20 protein-coding genes are annotated in these 22,403 nt (G+C 60.5%); 10 read left to right on the top strand and 10 right to left on the bottom strand.

Annotated elements, in window-relative coordinates:
* The first annotated feature begins 64 nt into the window (after positions 1-64).
* Complete coding sequence (locus SIAM614_RS22880; RefSeq protein ID WP_006938291.1) at positions 65-1,630, top strand: CYTH and CHAD domain-containing protein; 1,566 nt, start codon at positions 65-67, stop codon at positions 1,628-1,630.
* A 6-nt stretch (positions 1,631-1,636) separates the two neighbouring features.
* Here SIAM614_RS22880 and SIAM614_RS22885 read toward each other — a convergent pair whose 3' ends face one another.
* Positions 1,637-2,377: a helix-turn-helix domain-containing protein gene (locus tag SIAM614_RS22885; RefSeq protein ID WP_040440893.1), complete on the bottom strand. Its 741-nt coding sequence runs from the start codon at positions 2,375-2,377 to the stop codon at positions 1,637-1,639.
* Positions 2,378-2,496: 119 nt separating this feature from the next.
* Between SIAM614_RS22885 and SIAM614_RS22890 the strand changes: the two genes are divergently transcribed.
* Together SIAM614_RS22890 and SIAM614_RS22895 are read left to right on the top strand one after the other, a co-directional pair.
* Positions 2,497-3,342, top strand: coding sequence for an NHL repeat-containing protein (locus SIAM614_RS22890; RefSeq protein WP_006938294.1), 846 nt, complete (start codon positions 2,497-2,499; stop codon positions 3,340-3,342).
* Positions 3,343-3,640: 298 nt separating this feature from the next.
* A complete protein-coding gene (locus tag SIAM614_RS22895) occupies positions 3,641-4,288 on the top strand; it encodes a pyridoxamine 5'-phosphate oxidase family protein (protein ID WP_040440933.1) in 648 nt (215 codons plus the stop codon).
* Positions 4,289-4,389: 101 nt separating this feature from the next.
* On the opposite strand, the gene SIAM614_RS22900 is transcribed toward SIAM614_RS22895, so the two are convergent.
* Entirely contained in the window at positions 4,390-5,709 is a 1,320-nt protein-coding gene (locus SIAM614_RS22900) for an aspartate aminotransferase family protein (protein ID WP_006938297.1), read from the bottom strand.
* Between the two features lie 111 nt (positions 5,710-5,820).
* Between SIAM614_RS22900 and SIAM614_RS22905 the strand changes: the two genes are divergently transcribed.
* Positions 5,821-6,681 carry a LysR family transcriptional regulator gene (locus SIAM614_RS22905; RefSeq protein ID WP_006938298.1) on the top strand — a complete coding sequence of 287 codons (861 nt, stop codon included), beginning with the start codon at positions 5,821-5,823 and terminating at the stop codon, positions 6,679-6,681.
* 304 nt (positions 6,682-6,985) lie between these two features.
* Here the strand turns inward: SIAM614_RS22905 and SIAM614_RS22910 are convergent, their stop codons facing one another.
* Both SIAM614_RS22910 and SIAM614_RS22915 read right to left on the bottom strand, forming a co-directional pair.
* Positions 6,986-7,435 carry a GNAT family N-acetyltransferase gene (locus SIAM614_RS22910; protein ID WP_006938299.1) on the bottom strand — a complete coding sequence of 150 codons (450 nt, stop codon included), beginning with the start codon at positions 7,433-7,435 and terminating at the stop codon, positions 6,986-6,988.
* A 51-nt stretch (positions 7,436-7,486) separates the two neighbouring features.
* On the bottom strand, positions 7,487-8,152 hold the full coding sequence (locus tag SIAM614_RS22915; RefSeq protein WP_006938301.1) for a GntR family transcriptional regulator: 666 nt from the start codon (positions 8,150-8,152) through the stop codon (positions 7,487-7,489).
* Positions 8,153-8,262: 110 nt separating this feature from the next.
* Here SIAM614_RS22915 and SIAM614_RS22920 point away from each other — a divergent pair, with 110 nt between their 5' ends.
* The 3 genes from SIAM614_RS22920 (at position 8,263) to SIAM614_RS22930 (ending at position 11,227) form a co-directional block, all read left to right on the top strand.
* On the top strand, positions 8,263-9,426 hold the full coding sequence (locus tag SIAM614_RS22920; protein ID WP_040440894.1) for a pyridoxal phosphate-dependent aminotransferase: 1,164 nt from the start codon (positions 8,263-8,265) through the stop codon (positions 9,424-9,426).
* Between the two features lie 139 nt (positions 9,427-9,565).
* Positions 9,566-9,946 (top strand): hypothetical protein, encoded by a 381-nt coding sequence (locus SIAM614_RS22925; RefSeq protein ID WP_198137375.1) that lies wholly within the window; start codon positions 9,566-9,568, stop codon positions 9,944-9,946.
* Positions 9,947-10,159: 213 nt separating this feature from the next.
* Entirely contained in the window at positions 10,160-11,227 is a 1,068-nt protein-coding gene (locus tag SIAM614_RS22930; protein WP_006938304.1) for a linear amide C-N hydrolase, read from the top strand.
* A 245-nt stretch (positions 11,228-11,472) separates the two neighbouring features.
* Here the strand turns inward: SIAM614_RS22930 and SIAM614_RS22935 are convergent, their stop codons facing one another.
* The 6 genes from SIAM614_RS22935 to SIAM614_RS22960 form a co-directional block, all read right to left on the bottom strand.
* Complete coding sequence (locus SIAM614_RS22935; RefSeq protein WP_006938305.1) at positions 11,473-12,684, bottom strand: HlyD family secretion protein; 1,212 nt, start codon at positions 12,682-12,684, stop codon at positions 11,473-11,475.
* Positions 12,681-13,151, bottom strand: coding sequence for a hypothetical protein (locus SIAM614_RS22940; protein ID WP_006938306.1), 471 nt, complete (start codon positions 13,149-13,151; stop codon positions 12,681-12,683). Before SIAM614_RS22940 ends, SIAM614_RS22935 begins: the two co-directional genes overlap by 4 nt.
* 332 nt (positions 13,152-13,483) lie before the next feature.
* The gene (locus SIAM614_RS22945; RefSeq protein WP_198137376.1) at positions 13,484-14,308 is read right to left on the bottom strand and encodes an outer membrane protein; all 825 of its coding nucleotides are present in this window, start codon (positions 14,306-14,308) and stop codon (positions 13,484-13,486) included.
* Positions 14,309-14,500: 192 nt separating this feature from the next.
* Positions 14,501-15,541 carry an AraC family transcriptional regulator gene (locus SIAM614_RS22950; protein WP_157140026.1) on the bottom strand — a complete coding sequence of 347 codons (1,041 nt, stop codon included), beginning with the start codon at positions 15,539-15,541 and terminating at the stop codon, positions 14,501-14,503.
* A 315-nt stretch (positions 15,542-15,856) separates the two neighbouring features.
* A complete protein-coding gene (locus SIAM614_RS22955; protein ID WP_198137377.1) occupies positions 15,857-16,444 on the bottom strand; it encodes a nuclear transport factor 2 family protein in 588 nt (195 codons plus the stop codon).
* Positions 16,445-16,545: 101 nt separating this feature from the next.
* Positions 16,546-18,045: a DUF1254 domain-containing protein gene (locus tag SIAM614_RS22960; RefSeq protein ID WP_040440936.1), complete on the bottom strand. Its 1,500-nt coding sequence runs from the start codon at positions 18,043-18,045 to the stop codon at positions 16,546-16,548.
* Positions 18,046-18,551: 506 nt separating this feature from the next.
* Here SIAM614_RS22960 and SIAM614_RS22965 point away from each other — a divergent pair.
* From SIAM614_RS22965 to SIAM614_RS22975, 3 genes are all read left to right on the top strand, one after another.
* Positions 18,552-19,439, top strand: a complete 888-nt coding sequence (locus tag SIAM614_RS22965) for a LysR family transcriptional regulator (RefSeq protein WP_006938312.1) — start codon at positions 18,552-18,554, stop codon at positions 19,437-19,439.
* A 139-nt stretch (positions 19,440-19,578) separates the two neighbouring features.
* Positions 19,579-21,108, top strand: coding sequence for an amidase (locus SIAM614_RS22970; RefSeq protein WP_006938313.1), 1,530 nt, complete (start codon positions 19,579-19,581; stop codon positions 21,106-21,108).
* Between the two features lie 11 nt (positions 21,109-21,119).
* Positions 21,120-22,403, top strand: coding sequence for a TRAP transporter large permease (locus SIAM614_RS22975; protein WP_006938314.1), 1,284 nt, complete (start codon positions 21,120-21,122; stop codon positions 22,401-22,403).

Consider the following 22,403-nt stretch of genomic DNA (forward strand, 5'->3'; position numbering starts at 1 on the left):
GAACATAAGCGCAAATTGTGCGCTTTTTCTGGACAAGCAGAAACCGCTTGGCTAGTAATTCTGCATGAGCAAATCAGGACGTGAAATCGAGCTCAAGCTCGAGCTGGAAACGAGCGCCCAGGACGCTTTGAAACGGGCCGGATCCATCGATGGGTTTACCGCCAGCCGGGCGGTGAACAAGACGCTGCAGTCGATCTATTTCGACACGCCGGACCAGGCATTGCGCAAGGCCAAAATTTCGCTGCGTGTGCGGAAATCCGGCAATAGCTGGGTTCAGACTGTCAAGCTCGGCACCGGCGTGATGGGCGGGCTGTCCTCGCCCGTGGAGGCCGAACACCCGGTCAAGGGCCGCGCGCTCGATTTTTCCGTCATCGAAGACCCATGTGTTCACGAGCGCCTTCTGGAAATCATCGGCGATGCACCTCTGTCGGAGTGCTTTGAAACGGTGATGAAACGCACCGTGCGCAACCTCACCAGGGACAGCGACGGGACCTTCATCGAATTGGCCTTCGACAGCGGCAACATTCTGGCCGGCAGCGGCAGCCAACCGCTGACCGAACTTGAAATGGAACTGAAGTCCGGCCCGAGCCTTGCTCTTTTCGAAGCCGCCAGGGCACTGTTGAAAGATATTCCGTTCCGCTTTTCGCCCTATAGCAAGGCGGAACGCGGCTATCGTTTCGCAGAAGGCAGTGCGCCGGCGGAACGGGCTCCCTATTTTGCCGAGGAGGTCACCTTCGAGAGCGGCATCACCACAGAGCACGCCTTCCGCGATGTGCTGCGCTCCTGCCTGACGCAGATTTCCGAAAACCGGCTCGCGGTTTTGTCGTCGGACGATCCGGAAGGCCCCCATCAGCTCCGGGTGGGCCTGCGCCGTCTGCGCAGCGCCTTCCGCCTGTTCCGGCCGATCCTGAACCCGGCGACCATGGCACCGCTCGACCAGATGGCGAAGATCATTGCCACCGAAGCTGGCTCCCTGCGCGACCTCGATGTTCTGGTCGATGAGATCGTGACGCCGCTGGTCGCGAAAGCCCCTGCAACCTTGTCCTTCGACGCCCTTCTGGAAAACCTCAACGCGTCCCGGGACCAAAACACCCGCACGACGCTGACGGATCACCTGAAATCGGAAGAGGTCAACGGCTTCCTGCTGGATCTTGCGGCCTATACGGAAGGGCGCGGATGGCTGGATCCGGAGAACTTCGGCCAGACGCAGCTTCTTGCCCAGCCTGTCGAGACCCACGCCGGTGACGCCCTCGCCAAGCAGTGGAAGAAGGTGCTGAAATACGGCAAGCGCCTGGAAGAACTCACCGTTGCGGAACGCCACGAAATGCGCAAGGCCATGAAGAAGATGCGCTATGGCATCGAATTCTTCGGCTGCCTTTATCCCAAAGACACGGTGAAGCCCTTCCTGAAGCGGATGAAGAAGCTGCAGGATATTTTCGGCTATCTCAACGATGTCGCCATGGCCGAACAACTGCCGGTGAAATGCAAGGTCAGCGGTGCAAACGCCCTGGCAACCAACCAGGCCATTGGCTTTGTCATCGGCTGGCACGAGGCCCAATGCCAGACCATGTGGCAACACGCCAAGGGGTATTGGGAAGCGACCCGGGAAACGCCGAAATTCTGGACCTGACGGCGGTCACCGGCCCGGCTCGATCGTCAGAATGTCCGGAAAGGAAATGGGCGCGAAGGCCCCCGTCAGCTTGAAGGTGGTCAGGTCTTCCTCGCGCGAGACAAGCTGGTCCTGACGGGCCAGCTCGGCAATGGTCTCCTTCAGGGTTTCGATCTCGCGCAGGATGAACGCCCCCGTGTCTGGCAGCATGCGGCGGGAGAGCGTGAAGAACAGCGACTGGTTGCCGCCAGGATTGGCGATCACCTGCCCCAGAAAGCGGGTGTTGATGTCCTTCAAGAGCGCGATCAGCGGTCCATCCGGACGGAACCTCAACGGTTCCTTGCGCGTGATCTTGATGTGGTTGCCGGGGTGTACCTCAGCCAGCCCCAGTGCCTCCAGCGCCCGGCCCATACGGAACATATCCTCCCCTGAAAGACCGAACCGGCGCTCGATTTCCTTTTGCGGGATCGGCTCGCGCAGCAGGATGAAGAGATAGAACAGCGACGGGTCCGCGGCGAGCCGCGCTTCCGTTGCCACCGGCAGCACACTTGCTTCTTCGGAAGTTCGCGCTGCCCGGTGCAACACATCCGCCAGCGGAACCTCCAGAATGTCGCAGATTTCCAGCAGCCGGCTCAGCTTGCAATCGTACCCGGCAAAGATCCGCTTGACCGTCGGCTCCGAAATATCCATCCGGCTTGCCAGATCCGCATAGGTCATGCGGCGCGCTTTCAGAACGCCCTGCAAAATCTTGAATGTGTCTCCGCGCATGATCTTGATCCCAGAATGACAGCCTCGGTATCGTTTTTTGATACCAGAATGTCCTTTATTGCAAGAAAAGTTCGCCAGCTGCATGGGAGATCCAGTTCAACTGTTTGAAAGGACGTCCCATGCAGCCCCTGAAACACCTCACCGCCGCGCTCCTGCTCGGCCTCTCCACATTGCCATCCGCAGCCGGTTCGCTCTGGTCGACAGACGGTTTCGACATGCCGGAGTCAGTTGCATATGACCCTGTGGGCGACCGGCTGATCGCCAGCGTCATGGAGGGCGCACCGAATGCGGTCGATGGCAACGGACATCTGGCGCTTCTGTCCAACGGTGGAAAGATCATCGATGCCAGTTGGGCAACCGGCATGGACGCACCCAAGGGGCTGGCGGTGATGAACGGCCAGGTCTTCGCAGCCGATCTCACCAGCCTGCGCATCGTTGATGCTGAGACCGGCGAATTGCTCCAGTCATTGCCCGCCCAGGGCTCGGTCTTCCTGAATGACGTGACCACCAATGGCAGAGAGATCTTCGTTTCCGACATGATGACGAATACGATCTGGCGCTATGCGGAAGGCACGTTCGAAAAGTGGCTGGAAAGCCCGGAACTCAGCAACCCCAACGGCCTTTACTGGGATGACGGCCGTCTGCTTGTCGGGGCCTGGGGCAAGGGCCTCAAGAACGATTTCACCACGGAGGCCCCCGGCAGCCTGCTTGCCGTCGATCCGGCAACAAAGGCAATCAGTGTCGTGGCGCGGGACATCGGCAACATCGACGGTATCACGCGGCTTAACGGGAGACTGGTCCTCAATGACTGGATCAACGGCAAGGTCTTCGAGATCGGCACCGACGGTTCGTCGACCGAGATCATGAGCGAACCGGCCGGCCTTGCCGATATTTCCGCGCGGGATGGTGTGCTTTATCTGCCGCATATGCTGGAAGGAAGGATTGAAGCGGTAACGCTGGACTAGGGTGCGGCCCCATAAATGAAGACGAAATGGCATGACGCCATGTCAGCGAACGATGGCTGGGCAGCACATGCCCAGCCTGGATCCTTGCCCCCGAGACAGCCTTCGGACTTCCACTGAGGAAACGCCAGACAAAGGCTCTTGAATGCCGCAGCAACAAAAATGATGTACGCACCTCATTTCATGCTACCGTCACGGCTGAGCTGATGGATCACTGGCAGAATGACCGTCTGCCGCTGCAACCGGGCATGGCCGCGGATCAGACGAAGCCAGACAGGAATGAACGCCAAAGGGATGCATGATGGAAGCCTACAAGATCAACCCGGAGTTTGTCATTTCGGATGAGGAAACGCTGCGGAGCCACTATTCCGAGCTATCGCCGCTGGCTGCCAAGAAGTGCCTGAGCGCGCTGGACAAGCACGCGCAGGACTTCATCAGGCGCTCGCCGTTTCTGTGCCTCGGCACCCAGAACGCGGACGGCAAGGCGGATGTCAGCCCGCGCGGCGATCCTGCTGGCTTCGTCAAGATTCTCGACCCGCAAACGCTTGCCATCCCGGACCGTCCGGGCAACAACCGACTGGACAGTCTGGCCAATATCGTTGCCAATGCGAATGTCGGTCTCCTGTTCCTCGTGCCCGGATATGACGAGACGCTGCGCGTCAACGGCACAGCCACGCTGGTGACCGATCCGGATCTCCTGAAAACCATGAGCGTTAGGGACCGGGCCCCCAAGCTTGCCATCGTCGTCTCGGTGAACGAGGTCTTCCTGCATTGCGCCAAGGCCTTCCGGCGCTCCCATCTCTGGGATCCGGAGCATCGGCAGGACCGCAGCGAGATGCCGTCGCTTTCCAGGATCATTCTGGACCAGACGACCGGGGCGCCGGATGACGCGGAAATGCAGAAGCTGGATGCGGCTCTGGAAGAGACCTACCGGAAAACACTCTACTGACCGGAACCTGCGCTGCGATTGCGGTGACAGGAAACAGTCTCAAGTTGGCAGGGGCATCGTCAAGCGCCCCTCGGCGCCCTCTCATGTCTCTCGCAGCCGCTTCAGGCCCGTGCCGCCTCAATCGCCGATGCCATGATATCCAGCCCCTGATCGATCTCGTCATCCGAAATCGTCAGTGGCGGGGCGATGCGGAAAACCGCACCCATGGCGGGCAGTTTGACGATGTTCATGCAGAGTCCGCGTGCCATCGCCTCTGCGCCGATCCGGTCAGCCATGGCAAGATCCGGCTTGCGGCTGGCCCGGTCGGTCACGATCTCAAGCCCGAGCAGCAGCCCACGGCCGCGCACATCGCCAACACTTTCAAAACGCTGCTTCAAGCCTTCCAGCCCGGCTTGCAGCTGCTGGCCCGCGGACACCGCACGGCCGATCAGGCCATCGCGTTCCACCACGTCCATCACCGTCAGGCCGACAGCGGCCGGCAGAGGATCGGACACATGGGTGGTCAGGAACACGAACCCTTTCCGGTGCGCTTCTTCCTCGATGGCGCTGCTTGTCAGCACCGCGGATAGCGGCAAACCGGCCCCCAGGGTCTTTGACAAGGTCAGGATGTCGGGTGTCACGCCATCCCGCTGGAAGGCGAACATGTGTCCCGTCCGGCCGATGCCGGTCTGGGCTTCATCCAGAATCAGCAGCATCCCGCGCTCGTCGCACTTCTGGCGCAGTGCCGCGAGATAACCCTCCGGCAATTCGATGATACCGCCTGACGACAGGATCGGCTCGGCAATGAATGCGGCAAGGTTGTCGGTGGACTGGCTGTCGACCAGCGCGAAAGCATCGTCCAGCTCGGTCTTCCAGTCCAGATTGCCGTTCGCATCCGTGAACCGCGGCCGGTAGGCATTGGGAGCGGGAATTGCGAACGACCCCGGATTGACGGGCCCATACCCCCGCCGGTTGTGACTGTAGGTGGCGGAAGCCGCTGCCCCGGTCATGCCGTGCCAGCTCTTGGTAAAGGCCACGATTTCATGTTTACCGGTGACGAGCTTGGCAAGACGGATGGCGGCCTCGTTGGATTCCGCACCGGTGGACAGGAGCAGCACCTTCTCCAGGCCAGGCACCAGCGAGCCGAGGCGTTTCGACAGGTCGACGACCGGGCGGGACAGCATGCCGCTGAACAGGTGGTCGAGCTGGCCGATCTGCTCGCGCACGGTGCGCACGATATCCGGGTGGGAATGCCCCAGGATGGAACTCATCTGACCGGAGGTGAAATCGAGGATTCGCGCGCCCGAGCTGTCGTAGACGTAACTGCCTTCGGCACGCTCGATGACACGTTGTTCGAACACAGGGCCATACCGCAGAACATGATCCGATACGTCGGACCAGAACCCTGTGTCCGTGCTGTTGCTGGCGCTTTCCAATGCCATGATGTGTCTCCCGATCCGGCCGGTTGAAATGACTGCGGCAAGTGTAGGAGAAGCCTTGCATTCAATAAAATTCATAATTTAGATTATGATATTCAACTGGATTGATATCATATGCCTGTTCTGGAAATCGCTCTGCTGCGCAGTTTCATAGAGGTTTCCCGCAGCGGCTCGATCAGCTCAGCAGCGCGGCAGGTCGGGCGGACACAATCCGCCGTCAGCATGCAGATGAACCGGCTGGAGGCGATTGTCGGTCAGCCGATCCTGCGACGCACACGCGGGGGTGTGGAACTGACGGCAGCGGGCGACAGGTTTCTGGCCCAGGCGGAACGCATTCTCGCCGTTCATGACGAAGCCATTGCCACCCTGCCAGGCGCAGGCCTGCGTGGTCTTATCAGTTTCGGCTGTCCGGAAGACTATCTGACCGCCTTCTTTCCTGATCTTCTGAAAGGTTTCGGCGCGCGCCATGGTGATGTCGAGATCGAGGTGGTCTGTGCCCCGACGACGGAATTGCACCTGCTGCTGCAGCGCAGGCGGATCGATCTTGCCCTGATTTCCGTTCCCGGCGAAGACACCTCCACTCGCATCCTGCGGCCGGAAAGCTTTGTCTGGGTGGCCAATCACCCCGCCCCGGAGATCCTGCAAAAAGACATCGTCCCTCTAGCGCTTTCGGCACCGGACACATTGGACCATCGCGCGGCCCGCACCGCCATGGATCAGGCGGGCAAGGCCTATCGCATCGCCTTTGCCAGCAACGGTCTTGCGGGCCTGCTGGCCATTGCCCGCTCCGGCCAGGCCATCAGTGTGGTGACCCGTTCCGCGGTGCCGCCCGATCTGCACATCGTGGAAACCGGTCTGCCGCCACTTCCCGGCATCGGCGTCACGCTGGCCTATGCGTCGCCAAACCCTTCGGCTGCGACGCAGGCATTCGGGGAATTCGTGGCGGACAAGCTGCGCAGCCCGTCAACGGCCTGACGTAAAGGCCCCCGAGCAGTCAATATCAGGCCCATTCGACCAGCCTTTCGGCCCGGATCGGTGGCATTTGCCAACTTCGCCTGAAAAACGTGTTGGTTATAAACACACCCCCCAAGGTAGAATTCAATTCCGTTTCAGACCTTATTGCCTTGCGGTCGCCCGTTCTCGCGACCCCTCTCTGCAGCGGTCCGCACTCCGCCATTTAACCGCATTGACCGACCCTGGACCCTTGGAGTGGTCTGATGAAGAAACTCTGCATTTCTGACCGTTTGTCAGCCACGACCGGATGCCAGGCCGGCTGGGATCAAGCGCCGGGCGCCCAGATGTAGATGGTGTCCAGTGCGTCTTGCGAGACGAAGCGGAACCCGCAGGACAGGTAAAATGCGTTGGCCGGACTGACGTTGAGGGCCATCAGCCGGATCGGCAGCCCCGCCGAAACTGCCTCCACCTTCAGATCCTCGACCACGAGACGGCCTAACCCCTGCCCCTGAAAGGCTGGGCTGACATGGAGATGATCCAGGTAGAAATGGTCGGATCGCCTGCGAACGACAAAGAAGCCGGCAATGCCTTCTTCCACCTTGATGATGCGCGTTTCTGCGGCAACAAAGCTGCCCAGAAAGCGCTCACGCGCCCGCACAGGGTCAAACCGTCCGACGGCTTCAAGGCTCGGCCGCATCGCCTCTACGCGAATGTCGGCAAGCCTTTCCGCATCGCCAACAGACGCCGCTTCAATCCGGCAGTGTTTTCGGGGCATTCGTTTCCTCGTCAGCGGGAAGCAGACGCAACCTGCCGCATCTGATCGCAATCAGGATGCAGGCAGTCTTGCAGTCAGACGGTCGACAAGCGCCTCTCCGGCAGCCTCGATGTGACGTCTCAGAATCTCGCAGGCTTCAACACCGTCGCGGCGGCTGCAGGCCTCCAGCAGGTCCCGGTGCTCCTGATGAGATCTCCGGGTGTAGTCGAGCTGCGCAGCCGCAATCCGCAAATACCTGTCTCCGGTCTCGTTGAGGGCCGCTATCTGCGCCAGCAGCCGAGGCCGCGCGCAAGGCTCGTACAGCGCAGAATGGAAAGCCTTGTTCAGGGCGCCGAAATGTTCCAGGTCAGATGCCTCCGCCTTGTCCTGAATGGCTGCGGCCCGGTCGATCTGGCTGTTGGTCAGTTCCGGAATGGCAAGGCGCAAGGCCAGCGTCTCCAGTGCCGCCCGCATTTCATAAACTTCCCTGAACTCCTCAGGATCGAGCGGGGCAACGATCGCGCCCCTGTTCGGCGGCATCTGCACCAGTCCTTCGGCTTCCAGCAGGCGCAGCGCATCGCGAACCGGCATCCGGCTGGTTTCGAACAGCACCGCCAGCCGCTCCTGGCGCAGTGGTTCGCCCGGTTTCAGATCTCCCGAGACGATCTTTTCCCGCAAGGCATCCGCCACCCGAATGGCCTGGTCTCCAGTTCTTTTTGCGCTTGTTCGCTCTGCCATTTGTCCATCCGGCTGGGTCCTTCCGCCTTCCTAGACAATCAACGACTTGACTGCAATTACCCATTTTTGTATCCAATTTATAAATTTGGATACAAATGAGGATATTTCAAATGACAGTGTCGCGATTGAAGGACATTCCGGGAATTGGCGTGGACCGGATGGGGCAGGCAGCAGACGAAGCCGGATCCGCCGACATGCTTCGCCTGGAAAACCTCGATACGGATCTCAGCCCGCCGCGGGAAGCGTTGGAGGCAACGCGGGCCGCCATCGGGCGGGACGACGCCAACAGCTATCTGCCGTTCCTGGGCACCGATGACATCCGCAAGGCTGCAACGGCCCGGATTTCCGCCACCACCGGTCAGGCCTACGACTGGAAAACCCAATGTGTCATTTCGGCGGGCGGCCTCTCGGGCATCCTCAACGCCCTGCTTGCGATTCTGGAGCCGGGAGACGAGGTCATCATCACCGATCCCGCCTATGCGGGACTGCTCAACCGCATCCGCCTGGCCGGTGGCGTTCCGAAGCTCGTTCCGCTGAAGGTGGTGGACGGAGGCTGGCGTCTTGACCTGGATGAACTGCTCCGCGCAGCCAGCGCCAGAACCCGCGCCGTTCTGACCATGAGCCCGTCCATGCCGACCGGCATCGTGCACACGGCAGAGGAATGGAACGCGATTGCGGAAGTCGTTATACGCACCGGCGCATTTCTACTGCACGACGCCGCCATGGAGCGGATCCTCTACACCGGCAAACCGGTAATCCACCCGGCCAGCCTGGATGGCATGGCGGATCGCACGATAACGGTAGGCTGCGTTTCCAAGGAATACCGGATGATCGGCTGGCGGGTCGGCTGGACGGTCGGCCCCGCCTCGATCATGGCGGACATCGGCCTTGTCAGCCTCACCAACGTGGTTTGCCAGGTCGGCATCGCGATGCCGGGTGCCGCGGCCGCCATCACCGCGAAAGACGACGGTATTGCCGCTGCGACCGCAACCTGGAAAGCGCGCCGGGACATCATCCTGCAGGAGCTTTCGGATCTGCCCGTCGTGAGGCCGGATGGCGGCTGGTCGCTGCTGATCGACACCGCCGAGCTTGGCCTGCCACCTGTAGAAGCCTCCCGGCTGCTGTTCGAAAAGGGGCGGATCGCAGCGACACCGATGACCGGCTGGGGCAGCGAAGACATCGCTGGACGCTACCTGCGTTTCGTCTTTGCCAACGAGCCGGAAGACAGGCTCGGCGACATCCGCGAGCGCTTGCGCCTGGCCTGGCAGGTCTGACAGGGCGCCTTGCCAGCCTGGACACCTGCAGAAGACTCCGCCTGGGCCTTCTGCCCCTTCCCCTGAACCTCCGGCTCTCGCCGGCTTCCTGATACCCCTTGTGCCCAAAGGCACAGCCTTCCTCGAAAGGATCAAAGACTTGACGACCCGCATCCCAACCCTGGCCGCCTGGCTGTTCCGTCTCGCAGCTCTCTGGATGCTGATCGGACTGGTGCTCGGCATCGTCATGGCGGCAAGCCATGACCACACGCTCTCACCGGTCCACGTGCACACCAACCTTCTCGGCTGGGCAACCCTGGCCCTCACGGGCCTGCTCTATACGGCAGTCCCGGCCATGGCGGACAACAGGTTTGCCCGCCTGCACTTCTGGCTTCATGCGCTTGGCCTTCCGGTGATGATGGCGGCGCTGGCCGCCTATGCGCTCGGCCATACGGCGGTGGAACCCGTCATCGCGGTCGGTGCGATTGCGGTCACCGCCGGGCTGGCCTTTTTCACGGTCAACCTGTTCCGGACACTCTGACCGGGCGGGCTTCACCCAGCTTGCCCAGGATCCGTGTCTGGGATCCGTGTCTGGGGCCCGCGGTGGCGACACTGCGGGCCTTTTCCGTTCACTGCGCGAACCTGCACCAAACGCCAACCTGTCTTGACAGCGTCACGCCTGGCCGCCCCTATATCAACAGTTGTGCCGAAGCGACTCGACACACCCATTCACAGACCGCAAAGGAGACGGCGCATGAAGATCGGCAAGACCACGGTGACGGCAGCCTGCGCCCTGACCATCGCCTCGTTTGGCCTGCTCGCGCCCCGCCTGGCAGATGCCTGCACCCGGGTTGTCTATCTTGGCGCCAGCGAGCAGGTGATCACCGCCCGCTCAATGGACTGGAAGACCGATGTCGGCACGAACCTGTGGCTGTTCCCGCGCGGCATGAAACGCAACGGCGAAGCCGGGGAAAACTCCCTGGAATGGACGTCGAAATACGGCAGTGTCATTGCCTCGGGCTACGACGTTTCGACAACGGACGGCATGAACGAAGCCGGCCTCGTGGCAAATGTGCTCTGGCTGGTGGAATCCGGCTATCCGGAATTCGACGGCTCCAAACCCGGCCTGACAATCGCCGCCTGGGCTCAATATGTGCTCGACAATTTCGCCACAGTCGAAGAGGCCGTCCGCACGCTGGAAGCCGAACCCTTCACCCTTTTCAGCGACAATGTTCCAGGTGAACAACGCCTTGCCACGCTGCACCTGTCCCTGTCGGATGCGAGCGGTGACAGCGCCATCGTGGAATATATCGACGGCAAGCAGGTGATCCACCACGCCCGCGCCTATCAGGTGATGACCAATTCGCCGACCTTCGAAGAACAACTGGCGCTGAATCAGTATTGGCAGGAAATCGGCGGCACGGTCATGCTGCCTGGCACCAACCGAGCGGCGGACCGCTTTGCCCGCGCGTCGTTTTATGTCGACGCCATCCCGAAGACCGAAAATCCGGTCGAGACGATCGCCAGCGTCTTCGGTGTCATCCGCAATGTCTCCGTGCCGCTCGGCATCACCACGCCCGACCAGCCCAACATCTCCTCCACCCGCTGGCGCACCGTCGCCGACCAGAAGCGCAAGCTCTATTTCTTCGAATCCGTGGTGACCCCGAACATCTTCTGGATAGACTTCGGCAACGCCGATTTTTCACCGGAAACCGGCAAGGTGATGAAACTCGACCTCGGCCCGGACCAGACCAACATCTTCTCCGGCATGGCCAACGCCCATTTCAAGGAAGCAGAGCCCTTCAAGTTTCTGGGGAAGTAGAGCCCGGCAAGGCTTTTTCCAGCGAAAGCGAGAGGGCGAAGGCTTTGCACGCGCCCTCAAATCCGCACGTTCAAAGGCTCTTCGCACGGTCCCGCAAGCGGAGGTCAGGTTCAGCCTCCGCACCGCACGCAGTGTAGACGTCTTATCCTTGCGGGACGGTCCGCGGTTTATCGGCAAGATCAGTGTGCGACCGCACGACGGATGACGTCGATCACCGCGTCACGGATCGGGCCTGTCGCGCCACCTCAATCACCGCCCATCAGGCCTGTTCCGGCGAAGAGCATGATCCAGACTTTCATCCGCATGATCAGCGCCTTTTCCAGCGCCCAGGCCTGGATGATGCCCCCCATGAAGGTGCCCTGGAGCGAGCCGGAGATGCGGGTGGTATAGGCCTGGACAAGACATCTCGTGCCATCGACCAGCAGCGCATTCTGCTCCGGATGTTCGAGCTGAACATGCACGACCAGATCACCTGGGCCGCGCCGGTCCGACGGCTGCATCAGAACGCCGGTCGGACCGAGCTGACCGGTTGCGACAACGTCCTGGATGCGGACAATGCGCGCCGCCAGTACCGTGTTCGCCATGCCGCTGTTGATGTTGTTCTCGCAGGCGACCTCCGCCGGCATGCCGACATGCAGAACCGCACTGTTGGTCTGGCTGAAGCCCGCGATGATTTCGATCGGATCGGAGGCGTCGCGATCCGGTACGATGACCATCGCCGGATTGACCGAGAACTGCGCGGCGCGGTCGCCGACATTCAACGTGAGCTGCTCGATCCGCCCGGAGACAGACGAATGGACCTTGGTCTTGTCGAGGTTGACCTTGGCCTGATCGAGGGAAGCTTCAGCGGCCTTCAGCTCTGAGGGCAGGACCTGATCGAGCTGCACCTGCAGCGCCTCCAGCTTGGCGTTGGCGGCATTCACATCGGCGGCAGCCTTTTCCTGCTCGGCCTTTGCGTTCTCGTATCTGTTGATCGTGTAAACGGGTGAATTCTTGTCCTTGAGGGCCTGCTGTTCCGACAGGGTCAGATTGGCATTGTTGAGGCCCGCTTTCGCCCGGTCGAGATCGGCCGCGGCTTCCTTGATCTGCGCCTTGACGACATCGATCTGGCTGTTGACCTCGCCCACGGCGGCCTGAGCGCTGGCAACCGCCGCCTTTTCGCTGCTGTCATCGACCGTGAAGAGGAGTTCGCCGGTCTTGACGGACTGGCCGGCCTTGACAGGCACCTCGATGACCGTTCCCCCGCGTTCGGCGACGATCGGCACGACGCGGTAAGGGATCAGCGCGTTGCGGGTATCGGGATGGTAATACTCCACGGTGAAGATCAGCGCGACGAACAGCACAATCCAGACGAACAGCGCCCGGTGGACGTTGTAGAGCGTCACGGGCCGTCCCCGCCAGCGCAGATAGGCAATGCGCAGCAGCAGCGGAAAGCAGGTGATGAGGAGCTCGATCATGCGCCGGCTCCTTTTGTGGTGGCGCCCAGCGCCTGCGGTTCCGCAATCAGTTGTTCGTCCACGGCGGTCGTCTCATCGGCCGGCGGCCGATCGTCGGCGGCCGCAGCTTCCTCTTCCGGCAACGGCTCGGCCTCAGCCTCTTCCGGCTTCATCCAGAGCACGATGTCATAAGCGAAGGCGCCAATGATCAGGGTCAACGGCAACAGAAGGCTGACGTCCCGCAGAGGCGGCACCAGATCATAGGCAAGGCCGACCAACAGCATGGTCGGGATCGTGGAGCGAAGCGGCGTCCTCGATCCCTTGTGCTCCGCATATCGATCGAAAACGGCGTAGAGGTAGATCAGCAGAAACAGGAGAAGCAGCAGGGTAATCAGCCCCGCCGTGGCAAAGCTGTCGCTGGCGCCGGGCGCGACCCAGGAATCCGGTGGCGGGTCCAGCGTCTGCGCTGTCGTTGCCGTTGTGCTCATTCATATTCCCCCTGCCGGACACCCGATGACCGGGTATCGCCGCGCAAATAATGACTGCAGAAACTACAGATTGATACAGGAAATTACGGTTATGACCGAGGAGACGTCGGGTCGATCTGCCCCGGCCTCAAGAACACCCCTCACCGTCCTGGACCCGGCCCTCGATCTGAACAACAAGCCGTTTTTCGCGTAGTTTCAACGCTGGCAGCTTGGTGCCATGATTGGGAACGAGACGGTGGTGTGATGAGAAGGTATTCCAGATGGAGATGCTTCTGAGCGGACAGAATTCCTCAGAGCGCCTCTCAACGGTGGATTTGAAAGGATGCCGACTTTTAGAACTTCAAGGCGACTCCAACAATCGGTCCCTGGATGGTCACGTCGAACTCGAAATCCCCGTCCTGATAATCAACGCCGAGCGCCCGATAACCGGCAACGGCGGAAAAATGGTCGGACATCTCATAGCCAAGTCCGCCCATCAGGTCCCAGCCGAAGTTCGAAGAGCCACCACCGACAAGCGCCGATCCGGTGAAGTAGAAACGGTCGGAAAAATCGACCCGTCCTTTCACTCCTCCCATGGCATCGATCCACGTGGCAGAATCCCTGTAAGACCGGCCGCCGAAAAACCCTCCGTCGAATTTGAGGGTGTTTTCAACCGACCAAAACCTTCCCCCAAGGACAGCATCCAGTCGAACATTCGGACGCTCCAGAATGGAATAACCGGCAAGCGCGCTGGCAGTCGTCATGCTTGAATCAAGGCCGATGCTGGAAACGAGAATACCGCGTGGAGTCGTTTCACTCGTGGACAGCTTCAGGTAGATGAGGTCCGTCGTCAGGCTGAACCGGTCATATCGGGCCTCACCGGCGACCATCACCGAGAAATCGAGATCATCGAGAATGTCGGAAAACCCCATATTCACGTGAGCGCCCGGGGCTCCGAAGGACGCGACCTGGCCGGACATTCCGGCGGTCCAGAAATAAGGAGCCACCTCAAAGCGCCACTTTGGAAGCAGGACGGCCTCCTCCACAGAGGCTGGAGGAACGGAAGCGTTGAGATCCGCCGCCAATGCAGGAACCGCGAGAACACCGGCAAGGATCGTTCCAAGCCCGACCAGCAAGGCCCGCGAAGACAAGGTATTTTTCAGCTTCTTAGCCGGCATGTCCGTTCCCAAGCCTCTTTTCCTGGCGCATTTTTCGTTAGTGCAACCTTGAACAGTTGTGGTGCCCCTTGGATGGGGCCGTAAGCCCCACCAGCCATAGGCAAATGCGCTTCTCGTTCCGGCCCCTTCCGGGGGCCAGCCAATCAGCAGATCACTACGTTTAGGAAAGATGATGCCGCGCGGCTTTGCTTTTTACGCCACCGCAGTTGGCTGGTGGCAGCGCCTGAATTCCAGGGGAGAGCAATCCATCCAGCGGCGGAAGGCCCTCGTGAAACTCGCGTGGTCCTCATACCCCAGGAACAGGGCAATCTCCACGATTGGCTGCTGCGTTTCACGCAACAGGCTCACCGCGCGGGCACTGCGTGCACTGGCCACAATCTCCCTGTAGGAGTAGCCTTTTTCCATGAGTTGCCGCTGCAGGCTCCGAACGCTCAAGCCCGCCATTTGTGCCGCACCTTCGATGTCCGTCTGCCCATCCAGCAGACGAAGCGCTGCGATGGCCGAGACGGAGCGGGCCGGCTCCGGTGCACGAGACAGAATACTGTCCGCGATCACTTCTCTCAGCGTAATGACCTTGGACATGCCTTCAAGCTTCCGGCTCCTTTGCACGCAAAGGTCTTCAGGCTTGAAAACGATCCCGGCGCCCGGGCACCCGAAACGAACGGGAACCTGTAACCGGTCTTCCATCAGGTGCGCGTCATCGTCCCGCTCATAGGGAACTTCAATCCACTCCGGTGACCAGTCTTGACCGAGAAACAGTCTGGCAATGATGATCATGGGGCCAAGCCGGTGATCAACATGCTGTACGGCCGGTGGTCCAAGATCCCGTCTGACATGCCGCCAGAGCATCGCTGTGCCGCTTTGAACAAGCTCCAGCCGTCCCCCGGATGCATGGGCCCAGAAGGTCTGATTATAGCGCTTGATAGCTTCGCCCAGCGTGTCCGCTGTGGCGCCGTACTGGCCCCACAATCCGTAACCCCAGGCCCTGCGCATCTCGAACCCGACCTCCAGGCCGAACGTCCGGTCGCCCAGTTCGTGCGCGCACCGCTCGAAAAGGCTGATCATCGCCGGCAGGGGGACAGGTGTTTGTGGCAAACCGATAACATCGACGGGGAGCCCGGACTGCTCGAAAACTCTCCAGAGGGCCTGTTCTCCGGCTCTTTGTTCGAAAATGGCCGGGAGCGGGCCAAAACCACTCGCCCGGACCAGGAGTATCGACCTGCTATCGTCCATCGGCTTCTTCAAGTTGCTACTCCGAATCTTTTCCGGAACCTTACGGAGGACATGGTGGGTCGCAAGAAAAAACACCCGACCGGCCCGCCAACCCACGGTTTTACCGGGTGTCTGCGGCTCGGATCATTCTGATCTCCTGATTTTGGGAACACGCTTGGAATCCGGCCCTGCACCAAGGGGGGCAACGGATTGGGAACTTGAAGTGATGCTCAAACAAATATGCCCCTCAAGGTCGTGACGAAAGCGTCGCTGAATTGAGGGGCAAGGTTACATGCATGCGTGAAGTGGGGGCACGCATACGACGCGCCTTTGTTTTTATTTCTCAGGCACAGGAGAATCCGGAAAGTCATGCCAGCGCTGGATTTTCCAGCCGTCCGAGCCCTTTACCAGCCAGCCTTCGTAATTGAGGCTCGAAACGGCAGTGAAGGTCTTGCCGTCCTTGGCATTGGTCAAAAGCCCGGTGACACTGACATGGGCGGTGTCACCGGTCTGGTCCAGAAACAGGACGTTCGTCATCAAATGCCGGCGCTGGTTTCCGGAGGTGCTGAATTCCTTCATCCGTTCGCTCCAAAACGTCCGGAACCCCTCTCCAGTGAATGAGTAGGCGTCTTCACCGGCAACACCGGCGACAAACACGGCGTCGGATGTGAACAGTTTGAACCATGCGTCCGCCTCGTAATTGTCGTAGGCGAAGGAATAGGCGTAGAGCAGATTGGCGATCGCCAGCCTGTCGGTCGTATCAAAATCGGCAGCTCCCGGATTGCTGCCCGGTGCGTAGGTGCGAAGCGCCCTGACGTCTTTCGCGATGCTTTCTCCTTCCGGAAGCACGGTCTGCGCAAACGCAGGCAGTGTGGAAGCGGCAATGAGTTGACCGACCAAGGCAAGGGGAACGAGTTGCTTCATGTCTGTCTCGAGTTTGGTAATCTCTTGTTCCGCTGGGACGACCCGGCACAAGGAGAGCCGGATCGTCCTGACGCATTGGCGCAAACGGCCTTCGGAAAATCCTACTGCGCCGTGTGAACGGAGAGCTTTTCAGCTTTGTTGATCGCAGGAGGCGCCCATTTGCCGATCAAGACCTGTGGCTTGGGGGCGTAGAGCCGCATGGTCACGTTGAACGGTCCGTCCGGAGCCGGCAGCCAGTTGGCTTCCCTGTCCTTGCCAGGGCTTTCATGCTGGAAGTAGAGGTCGAGCGACCCGTCCGGGTTCTTCTGCATCGGCATCCAGCTTGAAAGGGCGAAACGATTCAGGCTGTTGGCGACCTGATAGCCGTCGTTGTCATAGATCGTGACGGACCAGAAGGCATTGACCGGGGGAAGGTCGCCTGCATCGAAATGAAGGACATAGTCATTGGTGCCGGTGAGCGGGTTGCCATCGCCGTCTGTCATGGCGATCGGATAGACGGCATCCGCCGGCAGGTTCGCCCCCAGCCCGAGCTGGGCCATCAGGGCCCGCTTGAGATAATAGGTGCCGTAGACCCCGACCGTGTCGACATCCATCGACCATTGGTTCGCGAAATTGGCAATGCGGGGGCTCTTCCAGGCCATCAGCTTCTGCGCCGTGACGGGCGCATCCTTGAGGGCCGACTGGACGAGGGGACTGGCGGCCTCGAAGTCGAAGCTCTCGCCTTCCCGGAAGCCGAGACGGGCCATCCGCGCCAAAATCGGCTGGTCGGTGATATGAGGCGGCTCGACCTTGAGAAGCTCAGCGCCGCAGGTGAAGTAATCCTTGCCGGCCATGGTATCGACCTGCTTTTTCGGCGGCGTCTTGGTGTCGACGGTCGGATCCGGCGAGAAGACCGGCTCGGGAAGCTCCTGGCCCCATTTGGACAACGGCGTCACCTTGTATCCGGCCTGGATTTCATGAACGGCCTCATAGTCGGACGGCCCGTCCGTCTTGGTCCGCCCGATGATCCACACATGGTTCGTTGGCGAGGCGATGAGTTGGGTCTCTTCCGGAAGGTCGAACTGCTTCGCGAAATCGTCCCCGAGCTCTTTCCCATTCTCCGGTGCCCAGCCCGGACCGGTCACCAGGAACGTCCCGGCCTTCGTGCCGGTGGTGCGGGATCCGGGTGATGCGAAGACATCCGTCCACATGTCGAGCATCGGCAGCAGATAGTAGCGCCCCTTGGTGTCCGGAGCGGAGACGATCATCGGTTCCTTGGTGAGATCGAGAAACGTCGAAGAATAGAGCGTATCGAAATTCGGCCGCACGACCGATTTTTCGTCCGCGGTCGGATAGGCGGAGATATTTCTGAACCAGTTCTCATAACCACCCATGGAGCCGGGACCGGGTTCGATGCTGATCAGTTGCCGCCGTGTCAGGTCCATGGTGATGAGAGGATAGAGATAGAGATAGGCTTCGACGGCAATCTCGTTCGCTTCCGCCTGCGTCAGATCCTGCGCTTTCGCGGCGCCGTTGCCGAACAGGACAGATGTCGCGAAAAAGACGCCTGCAATCCTCGCACTTAAATTCAATTTGCATCTCCAAGTCAGAGTATCAGCCATTCCCCCTGGAGCGTTGATGACAGCAAGGTCAGCAATTGCCATGCCTGAACAGAAATTCTGTCCCGACAGACCAAGGAGAACTCCCCACTCCAGGGGGCGCCGGCGATTGAGGGGCGGCACCTTCCCGGCCCACTCGCGTCCCGCTTCCGGTGCGACCGCGTGAACCCCCGAAGGCCGATATTGGGTGCAAAAGGGTCAGCCCCGCTTTGCATTTTCCGCCAGGACCTCAAGGGCGAGCTGAAAACCTTTCGGTTTGGCGAAAAGGTCAGGCGCAATCCAGTGAGCTGCCTGATCTTTCTGTCGGTGCTTATGTCCGCCTGAACAGCTTGCGTGCGCACAAGCCGACAGTCAGCAAGCGGCCCCGGGCGGGGCGGTACGTTCGGGTGGTATCGCGATTTGGTTATGATAAACAAAGGTAATTGTTCGAAGCGATCCAGATCTGCAAACGGCCGGGAGACAGATAGATTTTAAACAGGGATTGGCACACCCGGCTGACCACTCGTCACATGCGGATGATCGTGAGCCTGGCCGAACTGGGGCTTGTCGCGCGTGTGGCCGAAGCGCTCAATGTCACTCAGCCGGCAATCTCGAAACAGATTGCCGAACTGGAACGCATCATCGGCGATTCCATCGTCATACGGGATCGAAACCGGCTCTACCTTACACCGATCGGACGCAGGCTGGCCGAGCATGCACGCGCGATTTTGAGCCAGTTGGACCGGGCAGCCTTCGACATCGAAGCCATGGCGAGAGGCGTCTCCGGGTCAGTCACCGTCGGCGCTGTCGGTTCGGTGGCGCCGCTGCTTCTGCCTGAAGCGATCGCCTTGATGAAAAGCAGCGCGCCGAAGGCCAATGTCGGCGTGGTCGAAGGTCACTTCGTTTCGCTTTTGCCGGAACTGACGGCCGGCAAGATCGACCTTTTGATCGCACGTATCTGGCAACCGCGGGAACTGGCCGGCATCCGGCAAGCCACGCTGTTCAAGGAACCGATTGTCGTCGTGGTCGGACGAGACCATCCGCTGGCCCGCCAGAGCGACATAACCTGGGAAACAGTTTCCCAATGGCCATGGATACTTCCCCAGCCGAATTCGGTTGCCCGGCAGGCCGTGGACGCGCTCTTCGCCCGCAACGGTCTGTTGCCGCCGGAAAACACGATTGCCTCTGCGTCCCTGACCCTGAACCTGGAACTGATGCGCAAGCTGCCGGCGGTCGGCCTGTTTCCCGAAAGCCTGGCGCGCATTCATTCCGCACGCGGAGACATCGCCGTTCTGCCGCTCGACACGGAAAATTTCCTGTCGGAGGCCTGCTGCTTCTGGGCACGCGACAAGCAGACCGCCGACAGCACGTTCGACCTGTTCATGCAGTGCCTGATGCAGAGTGCCAGCAGGATGTAGACCATTACCGAAAGTTATGGTTTGCGGCGAAGAATTCAATTTTTCCCAGCAGCCTCCCCCACTAACGTTGAACGTTAGTAGCATTGGGAGGAGTTCGATATGAGTTCAGTTGCAACGTCGCTGGCGGCGGTGGTGCTGCATGGCTGACCGCGCGCTTGTCGAACGCTCGGCAGGAGAACTGCTCGAGGCTTTCGCCCGGGGGGAAACCACTCCGGTCGAACTGCTTGAGGCGTGTCTTGAGCGCATTGAACAGATCAATCCAGCCATTAATGCTCTCACTGCGCTCGACGCCGAACCGGCCAGGGCGGAAGCTGTTGAGGCAACACGCCGCTGGCAGTCAGGCACACCGAAGGGGCCGCTTGACGGGCTGCCGATCGGTGTGAAGGATCTTCAGGACACCAAGGGCCTTCTGACCACACATGGAAGCCCCCGGGCGCGTGGCAATATTCCTGATAAGGACTTGCCCATGGTGGCGCGCCTGCGCGAGGCTGGCGCCATCGTTCTGGCAAAAACCAACGTCCCGGAACTTGGAGCCGGCGGAAACAGCAAAAACCCCGTCTGGGGGGCGACCGGCAACCCGTTCGATCCGAACCTGATCGCAGGTGGATCGTCCGGCGGTTCGGCCGCCGCGCTGGCGACCGATCTTCTGCCTCTCTGCACCGGTTCGGACACAGGCGGCTCCCTCCGCCTGCCTGCGGCTCTTTGCGGGATCGTCGGATATCGCCCCTCAGTTGACGTCATTGCCCATCCGACACGACCGCTTGGCTGGTCTGGCATATCGGTGCTCGGCCCGATGGCCCGCACCATGGACGATCTTCTGCTCATGCTGAGCGTATGTCAGTCCTACAGTCCGGACGATCCGTTGTCCGCTCCGGCAGATCCCGATCGTTTCGTCCAGCTTCCCCAGATCGATCTTCAGGACCTTCGTGTTGGTGTGAGCGAAGATTTTGGCGGGGCACCGGTGGCGTCTGACACTCGGGAAACCTTTCGGGCACGCGTTGACGTTCTGAGACCTCAGGTCAAGGAGTGCCGACCGGTCGATCTTGATCTGGGCGACATGGACAGGACCTTCGACATTCTGCGCGCAGAAAGCTTCGTCTCGGCCTTTGGCGAGGCAATCAGGCAATCGCCTGATGATTTCGGCCCGCACATTGCCGCCAATGTCGCGCTTGGCCTTTCCATGAGCCTGGCGGACCGGGCCTGGGCGCATCTCGAACAGACGCGCATCCTGCGGAAATTCAACGCGCTGATGCGCGACGTCGACATCATCTTGTTGCCGACGTCGCCAGTCTCGCCGTTTCCATGGACCCAATCCCATGCGATGGAAATTGATGGGCACACCATGGATATCTACTATCGCTGGCTGGCGCTTACATATCGCGGATCACTGGCAGGTGGTCCCGCGATTACCCTGCCATCCGGGCTCGACCACCATGGAATGCCGTTCGGCTTGCAGATGCTTGGCGCGCTCGGACAGGACGAGAGGCTCCTGGCCTCGGCCAAGGCCATTGAAACGCTTTTTGCGCGCTCGCCTGCAACGGCCCGGCCCCGGCCGGATCTGACAAAGCTCCGTGCATCCACGGTTGACCTGCGCTCGATCGTGACCCATCCGCCCGTCATGGGCAACGCCACACAGCCAGACCTGTTGTCCATGAAAACGGCCGTGTAAGAGGACATCCCATGTGGTTCATCCCAATCCTCTTTGTTGTCTTGTTGATCAGCGGTACGGCCTTTGCCTATCTGATGGGAGCCGTGTCGGTTCTGACCTTTGTGGCCGTGGGAAAAGCCCAATTTCTGTCCATTCTGCCCCAGCGCATCTTTGCCCAGCTTGACGTCTTTGCCTTCATGGCGATGCCGATGTTCATCCTGACTGCCGAAATCATGGGCCGGGCTGGCGTCACGCGCCGCCTGATTGATTTTGCCATGTCCATTGTCGGCCGCTTCAGGGGCGGACTCGGGCATGTGAACATCCTGACCAGCGTGTTCTTCGCAGGCATCTCAGGATCGGCGATTGCCGACAGCGCAGCCCTGTCGCGCACTTTCGTTCCGGAGATGAAGGCACGCGGCTATGACCCCTATTATGCCGGTGCAATCACCGCTGCGTCTTCAATGATCGGGCCGATTATTCCGCCGTCGATCATCATGATCATCTACGGCGGATTGACCGGCACATCGGTTGCGGCCCTGTTCATTGCGGGCGTGGTGCCCGGAATGTTGCTGGCCGCAGCCTTGATGTTGCTGAACGCCGGCATCGCGATCGTCAAGAAACATCCGGGCGGCAAATCCGATGATCTGCCGCGTTTCTGGCCAAGCTTCCTGCATGCAGCCCCCGCCCTCTGCCTGCCTTTGGTGATCCTCGGTTCGCTTGTCTTCGGACTGGCGACGCCGACCGAGGGCTCCGCCATCGCCGTACTCGTCGCCCTGCTGGCAGGGCAGTTCTACACCGGGCTTACGTGGAGAATGATTTTCGATGCGGTCGAGGCGACCGCCCGGATGACCGGCACCATCTTCATCATTCTCGCGGCGATCTCCGTGTTGGGGTACCTGGCAGGGCAACTGGGCTGGTCGCAGGCTCTGGCCGATTGGGTCGAATCCTTCGGATTGACCGGCACACGCTATTTTTTCTTCCTGGTCGCGATCTTCCTGATTGCAGGCATGTTCATGGACACTCCCGTCGCCCTGACCCTGCTTGTCCCGCTCTTCGTGCCGCAGGCGCTCGAACAGGGAATAAGCCCGATTCATCTCGGAATCGTACTGTGCTTCAACCTGTGTATCGGCCTGATCACCCCCCCGCTGGGCAAGTGTCTGGTCGTTGTCTCGGCGCTGACGTCGCTCAATTACTGGCGGTTGGCTTGGGCCACGCTGCCTTTCATCGTCGTACAAGTGCTTTTGCTGCTGGCGCTGGTCTATTGGCCCGCGATCAGCCTCACGCTGCCGCGCCTGTTCGAACTTTCAATAAACTAG

It is taken from the genome of Roseibium aggregatum IAM 12614 (genome assembly GCF_000168975.1).
Classification (GTDB): Bacteria; Pseudomonadota; Alphaproteobacteria; order Rhizobiales; family Stappiaceae; genus Roseibium; species Roseibium aggregatum.